Origin of the sequence: uncultured Caulobacter sp., assembly GCF_937900395.1 — a bacterium.
Taxonomy (GTDB): Bacteria; Pseudomonadota; Alphaproteobacteria; order Caulobacterales; family Caulobacteraceae; genus Caulobacter.
This window is the reverse complement of sequence record NZ_CALCDX010000085.1, coordinates 1-15,284: the sequence shown is the minus strand read 5'-3', so window position 1 is coordinate 15,284 and position 15,284 is coordinate 1. Positions and strand designations below refer to the sequence as shown.

The following is a 15,284-nucleotide window of genomic DNA, read 5'->3' as shown; positions in this document are numbered from 1 at the left end:
TTCCGGGACCGTACGAGCGCGCCTGGTCCCGGATTTTGCAAGTTCCTGAAGGTCTTCAGCGGTTTGTCCGGGACCCCGGCCTGCGATGGCCGAAATGTCTGACGACGAGGCCTTCTTCCTTCGTCTCGGGCGGATCGGCGATCGCGGCGGCGGCAACGTGCAGACGGGCCGTAGTTTCGTCGGCGAGGTGATGGCCGCCTCGCGCAAGAGCGGACTGGGCTCGATCGACCTAAAGGGCAGGGGGCGTATCCGGCGGTCGGGTCGAGGCCGTGACGCCGGACGGCGCACGTCCTTCTCAAACCGGCGGGTGATCATCAAGACGCGGATCGTTCGTCACGAGGGCGCCCGCTACCGGGCCGCGCCGCTGGCTATGCACCTGCGCTACCTTCGTCGAGAAGGTGTCACCAAGGATGGCTCACCGGGACAGATGTTCGATCGCGACGGCGCGGCCGATCACGACGCCTTCGCCGAGCGATGCGAGGGGGACCGCCATCATTTTCGCTTCATCGTCTCCCCTGAGGACGGCGCGGCGCTGGCAGACCTCCAGGCCACCACTCGGGAGCTGATGGCCCAGGCTGAGAAGGACCTGGGTACGCGTCTGGACTGGGTGGCCGTGGACCACTGGAACACCGAGCACCCCCACGTTCATGTACTGGTCCGCGGTGTCGGCGAGGATGGCCAGGACTTGGTCATCGATCGCGACTACATCAGCGAGGGTATGCGGCGGCGCGCCGAGGTGCTTGTCGGGTTGGAGCTGGGGCCACGGTCGGCCGCCGAGGTCGAAGCCAGTCTCGACCGAGAAGTCGAGGCGGAACGCTGGACCGGCCTGGACCGCAAGCTTCGCGATCGGCTCGGGGATGATGGGCTCGTTGACCTACGTCCCGACCGGGAGGCGGGGCCGGCTCCTCCACGGCTCATTGGCCGCGCAAAGTTCCTGCAGAGGCTCGGCCTGGCTGCCGAACAAGGCGGTAAGTGGCGCCTGGACGACGACCTGGAGCCTCGCCTACGCGCTCTGGGCGAACGCGGCGACATCATCAAGACCCTCCACCGGGCCTGGCGCGGTGAACGCGATCCCGCCGACCTGCAGATCCACGCTGGCGAACCCGACACGCCGCTTACCGGGCGCTTGGCTGATCGTGGGCTTCATGACGAGCTCACCGGCCAGGCCTATGTCGTGGTCGATGGTGTCGATGGTCGGCTGCACCATTTCAAGTTCAGGGATCTTGGCGCCACGGGTGATACGCCCGTCGGCGGGCTTGTTGAGATCCGCAGCCGTCAGCTCGACGATGGCAAGCGTGTCCTGGATCTGGTGCATCGCGCTGACCTGCCCATCGAGCGTCAGGTCACAGCGTCCGGGGCCACCTGGCTGGATCGTCAGCTCGTCGTCAAGGATCCGGCCCCGCTGGCGAGCCATGGCTTTGGCCGCGAAGTGCGCGACGCCCTGACCGCGCGTCGCACCCATCTCCAGCGCCAGGACTTGGCCGACCGGCTTGGCCGCCCCAAGGCGGGGCTGATCGCCACCCTGCGAGCACGGGAACTGGATCGCATCGCGGCGAACATCCGTACCGAAACCGGGTGCAGTCCCGCCGAAATGGGGCCCGGTGAACTTGTCCAGGGCGTCTACCGGCGACGCTTCGACCTTGCGTCGGGGCGCTTTGCGATGATCGACGATGGCCTCGGGTTCCAGCTGGTGCCCTGGACGCGAGGTCTGGAAGACCGCCTCGGGCAGGAGGTGAAGGGAACGATGACTCCGGGCGGAGGGGTCGATTGGACGCTCGGTCGCAAGCGGGGGAGAGGGCTTTGAGCATGAGCCTCCTCCATGTCAGGAACGAAAATCCTCTGGGGCCAAATCCTGGTCGTCAGCCTCTTGGTGCTGGCCGGCGTATGGTTGGCGACTGAATGGACCGCGTGGCGGTTGGGGTTTCAGCCGCAACTGGGACCGCCCTGGTTTCGCCTTGGGCCATGGCCGGTCTACCCCCCGCCGGCGTTCTTCTACTGGTGGTTTGTCTACGACGCCTATGCGCCCAATGTGTTCGCGCGCGGCGCGTTCATGGCGGGCGGCGGCGCGGTGACCGCGGTGTTCGTGGCGATCGGCCTGTCGATCTGGCGCGCCCGCGAAGCCAAGAAGGTGACGACCTACGGCTCGGCGCGATGGGCGACCGAGGGCGAGGCGAGGGCGGCCGGCCTGCTTGGCCCCGACGGTGTGGTCCTCGGACGGCTGGGCCAGCACTACCTGCGCCACGACGGACCCGAGCACGTCCTGTGCTTTGCGCCTACCCGATCGGGCAAGGGCGTGGGTTTGGTGGTTCCAACCCTGCTGACCTGGCCTGGGTCGGCGGTGGTCCACGATATTAAGGGCGAGAACTGGCAGCTGACGGCAGCCTGCCGATCCAAGGTTGGCCCGGTGCTCCTATTCGACCCCACCAATCCAATCTCCAGCGCCTATAACCCGCTGCTGGAGGTGCGTCGCGGTCCCACCGAGGTGCGCGACGTTCAAAACATCGCCGACATCCTGGTGGATCCGGACGGCGCGCTAGAGCGACGGTCGCATTGGGATAAAACCAGTCACAGCCTTCTGGTCGGCGCGATCCTCCACGTGCTCTATGCCGAAGAGGACAAGACGCTGGCCGGCGTGGCCAACTTCCTGGCCGATCCGCGCAGGACGATCGAAGCGACCCTGCGGGCCATGATGGCCACCCCGCATCTGGGTGACCGCGTCCATTCCGTCGTCGCCAGCGCCGCCCGCGAACTGCTGAACAAGAGCGAGAACGAGCGGTCAGGCGTCCTGTCCACGGCGATGAGCTTTCTGGGGCTCTACCGCGATCCCATCGTATCGGCGGTCACCTGCCGCTGCGATTGGCGGATCGACGACCTCGTCACGCCCGGGCGGCCGGTGACTCTCTACCTCGTGGTGCCGCCGTCGGACATCAGCCGGACCCGGCCGTTGATCCGGCTGATCCTCAATCAGATCGGCCGCCGGCTGACGGAAGGTCTGGAGTCGGCGCGCCATCGGCCCCGTCTGTTGCTCATGCTGGACGAGTTCCCGGCGCTGGGTCGGCTCGACTTCTTCGAGCAGGCCATGGCGTTCATGGCCGGATACCGGATCAAGGCCTTCTTGATTGCGCAGAGCCTGAACCAGATCGCCAAGGCGTACGGCGAGAACAATTCGATCCTCGATAACTGCCACGTTCGGGTCGCATTCTCGACCAACGACGAGCGCACCGCGCGCAGGATCAGCGACAGTCTCGGCACCGCCACCGAGATGCGGGCCATGAAGAACTACGCCGGGCACCGGCTGTCGCCATGGCTCGGCCACCTGATGGTCAGTCGCCAAGAGACGGCCAGGCCGCTGCTGACGCCGGGCGAGGTGATGCAGCTGCCTGCCGACGAGGCGCTCGTTCAGGTCTCTGGCGTGGCTCCGGTCCGGGCGAATAAGGTCCGCTACTATGTCGATCCGGAGCTGAAGTCTCGCGTCAGGAGTCCGCCGCGGAAACCTTCAGTCCTTGAGGCAACCGAGGTCTCGGCCTGGTCGGCGATAACGGCCGCACGGATCGAAGGGGCGGACCGACCTGTCAGCGACGTGGACGAGGGCGGGTTGCGTGTAGAGCCGGAGCTGGATGCGTCGCCACCCGATGTCGCCGAACCGGCGACCGCCGAGCCCGAAATTGAAATCGACTTGGACGCGGATGACTCCGTTGAGGCCGAGCAGGCGCGCCGGTTCCGGGTCGCGGCTCGCATCGCCGCGATGGATCCTGACGACGGCATCCCGCTGTGAAGGTGCAGGCCAAGGTATTCCTGTCGAGAGACCTGTCGCAGGCTCTCGATGCGGCCTCCCGCCGGATGCGCCGATCAAAGTCCGAGATCGTGCAGGCCGCGTTGGCGTCCCATCTCTCGGCCGACGGCGCTGAGGCGTCTGAGGCTGCGGTCACGCGAAGGCTTGATCGGATCACGCGTGAGCTCGAACGCCTCGACCGGGACGTGACGATCTCAAACGAGGCTGTGGCACTCTTCGTCAAGGCGTGGCTGACCGCCACACCCAGCCTGTCGGGCGGCGATCAGAGGGCTCAGAATGCAAAGGGCCAAGAACGGTACGCAGGCTTTATCGAGGCGCTTTCGCGGAGGCTGGCGACGGGCCGTCTGCTGCGTGCTGAGCTGCTGGAAGAGCGCGCCGGCGGGGACCATGGGTGACTCTACTCTGGCGCTGAGAAAGTCTGGTTCGAAGGACGCCGATAGTGCTGTTATTCTAGGAGGAAAATTGTGCACTAGATACTCTAGGTAGCGTTCGACGGCACCAAGCCATTCACCGCCGGATAGAGGCGGCCCGTCCGCGACAAGGCAACCAGTACGGTGAGGTGCGCACGCCACCCCCGATACTCCAGATCCTCGTCTATCCCAAGGGCGCGGTCGCCGGCCGGGGCGAACCGTATCAGCTGCTCGGTGATGCCCTGACGGCCGAAGATCCAGCAGCCGATGCGATGACGGGACAACATCACGCAGAGGCGGCCGGCGTCGAGGTGGAAGGCCGTGGCGTCGGCGCGGCCCGACAACGGGTGATGCACAAACATGAATGGCCGCTCGATGCCTTGGAATCTGTTGGCGGTTTCCACAAAGACATCGGAGAGGCCGGGGCCGAGACGCTCGCGCACGGCGTTGACCTGGCTCACGTGCGCACAGACGACGCCGATGTCGGCCGGCGTCACGGCCCGGATACTGCCGTCGTCGCTTATCCGGGGAAGGCGGCGCAGCAGGCGCAAAATTGAGGCGACCAATTCCTCGGCCAGTTCCCGATCCGCCTCACCTGTGATCTGCGGCGGCAACTCCACCATGACGATGGAAGCGCCTGCGGCAACACCGTCGAGTGCCGCGTCGAAGGGCATGATGCCCGCAACCTGGAACGCCACTGAGCGGTCACGGCTCATCGCTCGAAACGGCATGTCCGGGTAGAAGGCCGGCTGAATGAGGCTGACAGTGTCTTCGTTGAGCCGCCGAGAGACGGGCAAATCCAGCTGCATGACGCCGGGATGGCGCTTGACCAGCGCGGCTGGACACGCGACTTGGGGGCCGGATGGATCGCAGCGCCAGCGCTCGATTTCACAACTCACAAAGGGGTCGATTTGACCGGGGTCCCCGATAAGCGCGTGGCGAGGGGCGAGGTTGGAGATTAGGTGGTACTTGTAGTCAGGTAGCTGGAAGGCTTCATCGACCACCTGCATGTCGAATATCGGATCGGCGCTGTCGATCCACGACCACTTTGCGGCATTGCCAATTGTAATGGAGGGCTCACTTGGAAGATCGCCGGTTCGCTCGACTATCCTCAACCGGCGATCAGTGCGCAGGTCATCGGGCAGATTAAGTCCGGCCTTTGCAAACATGTAGAGGGGGAGACCGGCTCGGTTGGTAATCAAGCGCCGTGTCAGATCATAGGCCTGCTCGTTAGTCTGGGTGACGACCATGCAGCGCTGCTGCAGGTGGGTCGCGCTCTGCAAAGCGATGCGCTGTGCGACGCCGGTCTTGCCGGCGCCCGGCGGGCTTCGTAGCACCAGAGCGGGGACGCCGTCCCATTGGCTATTCAATACAGCGTCGAGCGCCGCATTTGCGGCGGCTTCCGGATCGGGCGCGACGCTCATGTCAGATCCTCAATGGCGGCGAGCAGGTTGGAGGGCTTGTTGTGCAGGCTTGGTGTCGCCGCGGGCAGGGCATCTCCATGCGTCCAGGGCGGGTTCATGAGACGCGTGCTCATTCGGGTGAGCGCTCGCCCAACGCCCGGCCAATCCGGCGCGCTCGGTCCGAAATCCAAGATGGGACCAACCGCCATCTTCTTTGCCACCCGTTTGCCGACCCCCACGCGGCCTGTCACCCAGGTAAACGGACCTCGGCGCTCGATCTCGGTAATCTCCATTGAGAGGTTGGCGCCGTCCAAAAGGTACAGTTCGTCGCCGCGTCGAAGATGCAAGCTGTCCTGGTGGCTGCTGAGCACCAAGTCATATTCGTACTGTCGCGGCCCGAGGTGGTGCTCGTGGCGGCCGACAAGTTGGCCGCGCAGGACACTGCCCTTCACCACGCCGCGTTCGCGGGCGGCGTTGTCGTGGCGAAGCATCCCGGCTTCGACGTTACTGACAGCGCGCTCGCGGGCAGCGATTTTCATCGCGGCGGCCTTCGGACGATCGTTGTACGGAAGGCGGCGGCCCTCATCACGCGCCTGCATAAAGCGCTCGAACTCGTCGCTTTCCTGTTTCGCTAACTCGATCAGCGCCGGGTTGTCGCGCCAGCGCGACTGGGTCAGCGTAGCGATCGCCCGCTGTGTGGCCGTGTAGATGGGCCGGATGACGCCTTCAAGCATGTGGCTGATGCGCGTCTGGTGGAATGCCTGTTCAGCACCGGGCGTGGCTTTGTGAAAAGCTTCGATCGCTGGCTGTAGCGTGGACCTATCGAAGGCGGGGTCGGTCTTCACGCCCATGGGGGTCTCCTCCGCAATCGCCACAGCAGCGAAGATATCGCGACCGCGCGGCGGATCGATCCAGGTCAGGAGGGCGAGCAGGTGCTCGTCTTCGGCTTCCTGCTGCCCGGTGGCGTAGTGGAGCCGCAGGGCACCCGACGCGCTGATCAATGCCTGCTGGCCAGCGATCGGCGACCGCTCGCCGGCATAGGTCCAGAGTTCACCGAGGCGACGCATGTCCGGCTCGTCTGTGAAGCGCAGGCGGTCAGCCAGGGTGTCGAGGTGGCCAAGGGCTCCGGCGGACGAAACCCAGATTTGTGGGAACGTTCCGTCGCGGCGACACTGGGCGTAGTAGTTCTCGAAAAGTGGCAGGAGCTCGCGCAATAGGGCGTTTTGATCATCGCGGCGGCGCGGGTCGGCCACGACGAAGACCTGAGCCGCCTCGCCGAACCCACCGAAGGCGGCTGCATGAACAGACGTATCTTCGCCGGCCATGGAGATCAGTGTGAGGATCTTGGCGTGCGGCTGGATCACCACTTGGCGCTGAGACACGATGGGCACGGCCTGACCGTTTTGCAGGGCGCGGAGGCGGGCTGCGACGTGAAAGAGGTCAGCCATTGGCGATCCTATCGAGCACATGGCCCGCTTCACGCAGCGCCATCATCAGAGTGGCCTCCGCTTCGTTCTCAGGAGGGCGTCCACGTCCGTTCCAAAGGTCCAGGGCTCGTGTAATAGAGCCTGCCGCCGCTAGCTGCTCGGCGGCAAGATCGCCGAGGACGATTGGCTGGCCGGCCGCCAGAGCGTGGGTGCGGCATCGCTCCCAAAGCGCGCAGTGCTCCTTGCAGGCCGAGCGATAGTTATTGGGCAGGCGCTCGATCATGGTCGGGTCGGCTAGTGTGCCGCCGGCCGGCAGCAGCCGTTCTACTTCGTCCAAGTCGGCCGGCGCCGTGGCGAGAGCGCGGCCCAGGGAGGCCAACTCCGATTCCGCGCGCATTTGCGCGAAGAGGCGCGGATTGAACGATCCAGGCGCGCGCAGCACCAGGTCCACCTTGTCGACCGCCATTTCCGGGGCGCGACCGCGACCGGCGATATGTTGTCGCAGGGCCATCGTGCCAACGGCCGCCTCGCGACAGGCGGCCCGGATATCGGCTCTGTCGGTTTTACCGCCCCGATCGGCGAATGACTTGATCACCCCCACCCGGTAGGCGGGCTCGGCGTCGCTGGCGATCAGGTAAGCCAGTTCCACCGGGTGTGAGACGCCCACGATCTCGAGCGGCATCCTGGGGCTCAAGATCAGGTTCGGAGCGCGCGGATCCCCGGCGAGTTTTAGGTCGAGCAGTCGCTGCGTTTCGGTCACCCGGCGCGCGCGGGCCACCGGGCTGTCGCCGGGCGCCATGTCCTCAACCGAAGCAATTTTCACCTCGATCTGGCTGAGTAGGCTCTTCTCGCGATAGGCGGTTAGCAGTGACGAGCCGCCGTTGCCCAGCATCCGACGTTCGAAGGCCTGGGACAGCGTCATCGCAAAGGGCGACATGGCGTCGCCTGTCTCGTTGAAAACCTTTTCAATGACTTCGCTGGGGGTAAGTCCGGCGATAATGATCGCTCGCAAGCGCGTGCAGGCCGTATTGCGCGCCACGCCCTCAAGCCCGCGCGCGCCCACCTCGACGGCCGCTAGGCCACCACGCAGTCGGGCGAGACGCGCGTTCTCGGGGGTCACCGAACGGCCCTCTCCGCAGTGGCGGTGTCGATCAGCACGGGACGGCCCCACAGGCGCACCTGTGGACCAGCGGTCGCAAGCTTGGCGGCCGCCTCGCGCCGTTCCTCCAAGTCTGCGTTCTCGATCGGTGCCAGTTCCTGACGGGCGGCGTCAATTGTGCGCTGGGTGTCGATCTCCTGGCCGTGCTTCACGGCTCCGGGCACTGAGCGCGCAAATGGGAACAGGAGGCGCTCGACCTGTTTAGCTTCGTGCGCGCCGGCTTCGCGAAGGTGGGCCAGCCGGCTCGCCAGGCTGATCGCGATACGAAGATTGTCGGTCCGGATGCTGCGGGCGCCAACGATGCGGCGCTCCATCTCCCAGGCCGAATTGGTGAGCAAACGCGGAATGGCGGTTAGCTGCTGCGCGTTGATGGCCGGCGCGACCCATGCCGGACGCGCCGCGATATTCCGTCGGGCGGCGTTTTCCTCGTCGCGTCGCAAGCTCGCAAACCGCGACGGCGACGGTCGGTCCCCGGTTAGTGCCGCTGTCAGGTCAGCGATCAGCGCTGGCGCCGCAGGCACGCCAAGATCATCTAGCGCGTCGAGCGCCAACTCGCGCAGGGGCTTGCCCGGTTTTCGCGCCCGGGGGGTGGCGATCTCACGAGCTTCCAACTCGCTAAAGCGAAGGGATTCGGTGAGGCGCTGATATTCCGCTGTCAGCTCGGCGATCTTCGTCTGCGCCCGCTCGCGGCCGGGAGCATCCCCGGTGGCCAAAGCCTTTGCCATGGCCGCAAACGCTTCCTGCTGGCGCTGGACGTTGCGCGCAAGCTGATCAGCAATGGAGACGGTGCGAGACATGACCTCTATGTATCATTCCACGCTTTTCCATGCAATCCCATGCTTGCACACGGTCGTCCATGCTAGGTGGCGAGGATTCTATGCTCTCGCGCAAAGTTCGGCCCGCGCCTCGACTACTTGCGGAAACAGAGAACCGATTCAGTCGCGCCCGACGGGCGGACATAGGTCTTTCGGCCCGGGTTCACGTCAGACATTGAGCGGAGATGGAAGGATGCACTCTGGGCCAAGGTTAGCCCGTGGCCCGCGCCGATCTCGGTGATGATCTTTGGCAGGTCGTTGTGGATGTCTTTGTAGTAGGAATCTTGCACCACCAGCACGGCGCGGCCACCGGGCTTTAGGCTGCGAGCCAAACGCTGCACGGAACGATTCATCTTGTCGAAGTAGTCCAGGTGAGTGCGGTAGTAGTAGCCGCCTGAGGCCTTGGATGGGTGGGCCTTGAGCGCGGCCAGAAAGCTAAGGCAGCTCTTGCCCCATGCTTCGTCGAGTTCAATCTCGCCCTTAGGGACCTGAGTGGAGCCGATCATCTGCCGACCGAGGGCGCGCTCAGCGGTCTTCAGTAGCGGCGCCAGCACCGCCAGTTCGATGCGCGTCGCCGCCGTGTAGTCAATTCGTGTGCAATAGGGCGGTGAGGTCAGTACGAAGTCGACGCTCGCATCTCGTAGCTCCATCGCGACCGTGTCAGATAAGCTGATCTTGCAGTCCCCTGGGTGCGGTAGCTTCTTCAGGTGCTGGTCCGCCTCGCGCTTCTCCACGAGAGCGGCGGTCATGCCTCGTACATTGTTGCCGAAATCCCGCGCGATGGCGGCCTTAGGGGCGGCGATCCGGGCATCGTCGGCCTTAGGCGCGCGCAACCAAGTGGGGTTTGACGACCGGAACGGCGCGACCAGACGCCGACAAGCGGCGAATAAGGCCACGTAGAGCGTTGCGGCGGTACCTGAGATGCGATCGAGATGCACCCCATCCGGCGACTTGGTCATGCTGCCAACCAGGCTTCGTCGGATATTCTGTTCGATGCCACGGACGAAGGCGGCGGTTGCAGGATCGAACCAGCTCAGGAGGGCATCGTCCGGCGCGAGCTCTGGTGGAGCAGAATGAGCATGCGACAGAATCGTCGCGGCGAGGGGACGAAGATGATCGGCTTCGCTGGGCGGCAGGAGACGGGCGCGTGCGACGATGATCATCACCGGGTTCAGGTCGATCCCAATAGAGTTCAGGCCGAGCGTCGTAGCGGTGTAGGTGGTGGTCCCACTACCGTTCCACGGATCCAGGACCACAGCACCATGTGGCAACTTGGCGCTCTTCAGAAGCTCGCGGGCGAAGAGCTCAGGGTAGCCAGCGTAGTAGGGGAAGAAGCCTTCCCAGCCGGTCTGCAGGCGTTTGTTCCGCTTTGGCGAAACGATGCAAAGTCGCTTCGCCATCAGCGCGCCCCAGTATCAAGGCGCGAATCTCGCGCTGGCCCCCTCACGGCGCATACCCTCGTTCGCGCCGCAAGACGATGTTAAGCCGGGTGATCTCCGCCGGCAGAAGGGCAGCCTGCATCAGCGCGATCGGTACGGTCGCCGACAGCGCAGGGAAGGCGCGATCATAGATGGCGACGCAGGCGCCGGTGGTTAGGCGGGAATCGAAAAGGATGGCGTCGACCTCAGGCAGCCCACTGTGCACAGACTGCGAGAAAGTCTGGCCGACTCTGTGCTCGCGAGCCCGGCTTGCATCCGTGTTGACGCCGAGCTCATAGGCGCCCGCGCCCCGGAGATCGAGCAAAGTAAGTTCGCGGGCAGAGCTGACGGCGGTCAAGCAGACCTGTTCGAGGTGCGGGCGATAGAGATAGCGTCGCGTTTTGCCCTCGAACCGGTCGCGCACCACGGCTTCGGCAAACGCGGTTGGGAAGTCGATAGCCGCGTACAGCACCCTGAAGGCGTCGGTTGGGCTAGAATACCGGCTTGAGCCGTATCCCGCTCCGGCCGGCGTCGCCCGATGCTTGGTGGGCAGAATCCGCGGCCAGTCGGCGAGCTTGGCGGAGATCACCCGCTCCCTAAGTTTGGACGCAACCAGCTTCACGCGTAGTCAAAAGCTCCCGCTGCCGCTCTGAGCACGGCTTGAACATCGCCAGCATGAAGTGCGTCGATCGGTGCCTTGCCGTCCGTCATTCGGTTTGGGGCGACCAACCACTCCCAAGCCTCTTCGGCGGAGGTAAAATGCTCGGCGATTTGGTCGAGGCCGTCCACGGGCCGTCGGCGGTCGAATTGCCGGAGCGGATAGACGAAGTTTCGCAACCCTTTGCGCAGCGCTATGACCTTGCCGGCCTTGCGCCAGTTGTCGAGGGTGCCTCGAGCAATGCTAAGCTGCTCGACCAGCGCCCCCGCACCGACAAGTTCGCTCTCGGCCCAATCGGTCGCCTCGACGTTGACGGTTATGGCGTCTAGAAGCCGGCTGCCCTTGGCAGCCGACACGACCGGTCCTACGCCAGCGCCCTGCAGCATGCGGCCTTCGGGTTTGGCCGGTTGCACGCCTCCCTGCGCCTCGCGCCGCCGGATCGACCTAGCGGCGGGAGGCACGGTCACCTTCAACGTTGAGGCTAGCTCGACAAGGTCGTGCAGGGGCATGCGCTCGACCTTGCTTTCGATCGCCTTGGTCAAGGCGGCTCGTGTAAGATGAGATTGCTTCTGTGCGCTCACGACTCGTCCTCCATAAGCAGGATAGGCAATATGGGCAGAATGTGCAATCCATGGTCTGCATGTTGGTTTTTCGTTGCGACGGCCGGGACCGGCTGTCGCCACGATCGGCGATCGCGGCATAGGCACTACCTAGGCGGCGTGTTTCGGAACCCGTGAAGCGCAGCTCTCGGTGCCTATGAGATCGGTTCTCTGCGCGATGCCACGCGCAACCGTTTCGTCTCCGACCCAACTTCACTTCGTGCTCCAACGTCATCTGGTTGCCTTGTGCACAGCCAAGACGGTTGAAGCTGCTTTGGTAGCCCTTGGACGCAGTACCGGCGGAGTGCGCGTAACAGATGGACCGAACCTTTCGAAGAGGCGCGCGGCTTATTCCGAACGCCTGCTCCGACGAGCAGCCGAGTTCGGGTAAGCTTCTGAACTGGCGTGGTTTTACGTCGCCGTTCTAGTTAGCGCCCGTGCTGGTCGTAGTTGCTGGCGCCGTATCGGCCGCTGGCTTCTTGGCGTCTTCGAGCGCCTTAGCGGCTTTCAGCCGGGCGGTTTCAGCCTCGATGCGCGCCTTGTCGGCGTCGATCACGCCGTTGCGTCCCTTGATCCCGTCCGAGACCGCGCCGACGGCGCCACCGACGATCCGGAAAGGAATGCTCGCCCACGCGACCACGGGGCTTGGGCGGGTCGTATCGGCCTTGGTCAGTCGACCGGCCGTCCAACCATAGCCGGAGGTCTGTTTTACGAAGAGCTGCTTCGGCAGCGGCAGCACCTGGAAGTGTGTCGCGTCGGACGCCGCGAACACGGTGCGCGCCAGCTCCTTGTCGTCGCGGCTCGCCACGATCACGCAGCTGATCGTCGCGGGTGAGACGACGCCGCCGTAATACTTGGTCGTCTCCTTCGTGGTCAGGCTTGTCCTGCGCTCGGCCTTCTCTGCGGCGACGGCCTCTGTGCTGCAGTCGTCAATCTTGATCGTGACGTTGAGCGCGTAAGACGGAGACTGACCCGCCTTCAGGTCGGAGATTGAGTAGGTTTTCCGAAGAGGGAGATCCTCATCGATAGCAGGGAGCGGCACCGCGCTGGCGGCTTTGCTCTCCACCTCGATCGCCGACTTGAGCTGGGTCAACGTATCGGCCTCGAACCCATCCTCTCTGATCTTCTGCGCTAGGGTGGCAATGACGTCGAGCCCCGCCACTTTGATGAAAGCGCTCATTGCGGCGCGGCCCTCATAGCCAAACGTCTTCGGGTCCACAGGGCGTCCATAGGCCTCGAAAACGGCTATCGACTTGGCGGCCTCGACAAGGACGTCTCCGGTCCGATCGTCCCCCGTCGCGTTGATCGACTTCAAATAGGGACCCTCAAACTCCCCTGCGATCGTGTTGTCCGCCAACCAGGCGCGATTGCCATAGAGGTGGAAGGTAGAGTCTTGGTCGACCTCGACCACCTCCTTAAGCTCGACGGTGATAAGCTGCGGGCAGGCCGCCAGTAGCGGCTGAAGCTGTGCGGCGCGAACCAGCGCTCCCTTGTCCTGGGCGCGATCAGCCAGGAAGCTGTCCAAAACTGCGAGCGCTGCGTTGACCTTGGCTTCACCGGTCGGCGGGGTCGACAGCCAGGTATCGATTTGGATTGCGAAGTCGGCGTGGTTTTTGACGAAGCGTAACGGCGCCATCCGGTCGGTATTGTAAGTCTTTCGAATGTCCGCGCACACGTTGGCTTCGGCTTTGGCGGCCGCAGGCTTTTGTTCGGGCGCGACGGTCGAGACGGTGATGGCGCTGGTGAAGTTGACGGCCGGCGTTGTCGAGGCAGCCGCTGTCGTAGCGCCGCCAGCGCTAGGGCTGCTAATCGTCACGAGAACGCGCGAACTGGCCAGGCTGTAGTCGCCGAGATACTCCCCCTTCAGGTTCTCGCGCGATGTCCCAACGGGATAACTCACCACGAGTGGGCTACCGGCGCACCCGCCCAACACCACGCACGCGCTAAGAATAAGAGCTCGCATCATCCACCCCCGTTCGATGACTTATGCGAGAACACTGTTCTCTCGATCACTTAAGCTTGCAAGTCCAATCCCGTAGCCGCCGGTTTAGGGCTCGACATCGTCGGTTGCGCGCGCAGACCGTTCGGTTGGTGTCCGATGAGCGTGCGAACGAGCCGGACGCGCACTAGCGCACGTCCGGTTCTGGCGTTGGTCAGTCCGACTTTGCGTTGAGTGGCGACTCGGATTGTGGTCGCGCGTGTCGCACGAGGAACCGATGACCCCCGACGAATTTTCCGCGCTGGCGATGAACCTGGGACCTGGCATCCAGGCCAGGACGATCTTCGAGACCACCCAGTTTCGGATCGGCGGCAAGGCTTTCGCGACCTTGGGCTGGCCAGCGGCCGGTTGGGCGGTGGTGAAGGTCTCGCCGTCGCGCCAGGCCTGGGCGCTTTCGCTCAGTGACGCGGCCGCGCCCGAGCCTGGTCGGCGGCGCAATGCCGGGATCATCCTGCTGCGTCTGGCGGCGCTGGAGGCCGACGTGGCGGCCGAGCTGCTGGCGGCGGCCTGGTCGGTGGCCACGCGCACTGGCGCGGCGCGGGGTAGGGCAGGGACAGTCGGTGCGCAGGCGTCCGTGATTTCGGCCTAGCCGCCGACCCGCTTCTCCAGCGACGCCGCCGTTTCCCTGTCTTTGTACGCCAGGGTACGACGCGCCGATTTGGCTGTTGAGATTGGCTGATTTCGGGCCTTCTTACTCATCCCCGTGGAAACCGGGGATCAGCCGTGGACCTTTCCGAAACCGAACTTGGACGCGAACGCAGCCGCCAGATGCTGCGCACGGCGCTGGGCCCGCTGCTGCTGGCGCGTCTGGAGGACCCCGGCGTCGCCGAGGTCATGCTCAATCCCGATGGCCGGGTGTGGATCGACCGGTTTGATGCGGGACTGGTTGATGCTGGGCTGTCGGTTTCGGCCGAGGACGCCGAGCGGATCCTGCGGCTGGTGGCCCATCACGTCGCCGCCGAGATCCATGCCGGACAGCCGCGGCTGTCGGCCGAGCTTCCTGGTACGGGTGAGCGCTTCGAGGGCCTGATGCCGCCGCTGGCGGCCGCCCCGACCTTTTCCATCCGCAAGCCCGCGAGCCTGGTCTTCCGGCTCGACGACTACGTCCTGTCGGGCGTGATGTCCGACCGCCAGGGCGAGATCCTTGCGCAGGCCGTGCGCGATCGCGCCAACATCCTGGTGGCTGGGCCGACGTCCAGCGGCAAGACCACCCTGGTCAACGCCCTGCTAGCCGAGATCGCCATGGGCGGCGACCGGGTCATCCTGCTGGAAGACCTGCGCGAGCTGCAGTGCGCGGCGATTAACCAGGTCGCCCTTCGCACGCGCGAGGGGGTGGCCAGCCTCACCGACCTGGTCCGCTCGGCCCTGAGGCTACGGCCCGACCGCATCATCATCGGCGAGGTGCGCGGGCCCGAGGCGCTCGACCTGATCAAGGCCTGGGGCACGGGCCATCCCGGCGGCGTGGGCACCTTGCATGCTGGCTCGGCCCTAGGGGCGCTGCTGCGCCTGGAACAGCTGATCCAGGAGGCGGTGGTCACCGTGCCGCGCGGCCTGATCGCCGAGACCATCGACGTCATCGCCGTGCTCGCCGGACGTGGGCGAC

The 15,284-nt window shown here is 65.0% G+C and carries 13 protein-coding genes; 5 read left to right on the top strand and 8 right to left on the bottom strand.

The features are described from left to right. Nucleotides 1-94: 94 nt before the first annotated feature. The 3 genes from Q0379_RS07290 to Q0379_RS07280 are packed head-to-tail and all read left to right on the top strand — an operon-like array spanning nucleotide 95 to nucleotide 4,188. The gene (locus Q0379_RS07290) at nucleotides 95-1,804 is read left to right on the top strand and encodes a DUF3363 domain-containing protein (RefSeq protein WP_299006371.1); all 1,710 of its coding nucleotides are present in this window, start codon (nucleotides 95-97) and stop codon (nucleotides 1,802-1,804) included. A 15-nt stretch (nucleotides 1,805-1,819) separates the two neighbouring features. After that, the gene (locus Q0379_RS07285) at nucleotides 1,820-3,775 is read left to right on the top strand and encodes a conjugal transfer protein TraG (protein ID WP_299006368.1); all 1,956 of its coding nucleotides are present in this window, start codon (nucleotides 1,820-1,822) and stop codon (nucleotides 3,773-3,775) included. After that, nucleotides 3,772-4,188: a CopG family transcriptional regulator gene (locus tag Q0379_RS07280; protein WP_299006366.1), complete on the top strand. Its 417-nt coding sequence runs from the start codon at nucleotides 3,772-3,774 to the stop codon at nucleotides 4,186-4,188. The genes Q0379_RS07285 and Q0379_RS07280 overlap by 4 nt, the downstream gene beginning before the upstream one ends. Nucleotides 4,189-4,271: 83 nt before the next feature. Here Q0379_RS07280 and Q0379_RS07275 read toward each other — a convergent pair whose 3' ends face one another. From Q0379_RS07275 to Q0379_RS07240, 8 genes are all read right to left on the bottom strand, one after another. Further along, on the bottom strand, nucleotides 4,272-5,627 hold the full coding sequence (locus Q0379_RS07275; RefSeq protein WP_299006364.1) for an AAA domain-containing protein: 1,356 nt from the start codon (nucleotides 5,625-5,627) through the stop codon (nucleotides 4,272-4,274). Then, nucleotides 5,624-7,054, bottom strand: coding sequence for a hypothetical protein (locus tag Q0379_RS07270; RefSeq protein WP_299006362.1), 1,431 nt, complete (start codon nucleotides 7,052-7,054; stop codon nucleotides 5,624-5,626). Before Q0379_RS07270 ends, Q0379_RS07275 begins: the two co-directional genes overlap by 4 nt. Further along, nucleotides 7,047-8,153 (bottom strand): hypothetical protein, encoded by a 1,107-nt coding sequence (locus Q0379_RS07265; RefSeq protein WP_299006360.1) that lies wholly within the window; start codon nucleotides 8,151-8,153, stop codon nucleotides 7,047-7,049. Before Q0379_RS07265 ends, Q0379_RS07270 begins: the two co-directional genes overlap by 8 nt. Next, nucleotides 8,150-8,989 (bottom strand): hypothetical protein, encoded by an 840-nt coding sequence (locus Q0379_RS07260; RefSeq protein WP_299006358.1) that lies wholly within the window; start codon nucleotides 8,987-8,989, stop codon nucleotides 8,150-8,152. Before Q0379_RS07260 ends, Q0379_RS07265 begins: the two co-directional genes overlap by 4 nt. Before the next feature lie 113 nt (nucleotides 8,990-9,102). Further along, complete coding sequence (locus tag Q0379_RS07255) at nucleotides 9,103-10,407, bottom strand: DNA methyltransferase (RefSeq protein WP_299006356.1); 1,305 nt, start codon at nucleotides 10,405-10,407, stop codon at nucleotides 9,103-9,105. 43 nt (nucleotides 10,408-10,450) lie between these two features. Further along, nucleotides 10,451-11,014 carry an RES family NAD+ phosphorylase gene (locus tag Q0379_RS07250; protein ID WP_299006354.1) on the bottom strand — a complete coding sequence of 188 codons (564 nt, stop codon included), beginning with the start codon at nucleotides 11,012-11,014 and terminating at the stop codon, nucleotides 10,451-10,453. 29 nt (nucleotides 11,015-11,043) lie between these two features. Further along, complete coding sequence (locus Q0379_RS07245) at nucleotides 11,044-11,625, bottom strand: hypothetical protein (protein ID WP_299006353.1); 582 nt, start codon at nucleotides 11,623-11,625, stop codon at nucleotides 11,044-11,046. 481 nt (nucleotides 11,626-12,106) lie between these two features. Then, nucleotides 12,107-13,585: a hypothetical protein gene (locus tag Q0379_RS07240; protein ID WP_299006351.1), complete on the bottom strand. Its 1,479-nt coding sequence runs from the start codon at nucleotides 13,583-13,585 to the stop codon at nucleotides 12,107-12,109. A gap of 313 nt (nucleotides 13,586-13,898) precedes the next feature. Here Q0379_RS07240 and Q0379_RS07235 point away from each other — a divergent pair, with 313 nt between their 5' ends. Then, a complete protein-coding gene (locus Q0379_RS07235; RefSeq protein ID WP_299006348.1) occupies nucleotides 13,899-14,270 on the top strand; it encodes an MmcQ/YjbR family DNA-binding protein in 372 nt (123 codons plus the stop codon). Nucleotides 14,271-14,449: 179 nt separating this feature from the next. Continuing rightward, nucleotides 14,450-15,284 (top strand): P-type conjugative transfer ATPase TrbB (gene trbB, locus Q0379_RS07230; RefSeq protein ID WP_299006431.1); only part of this gene is annotated, 835 nt, incomplete at its 3' end.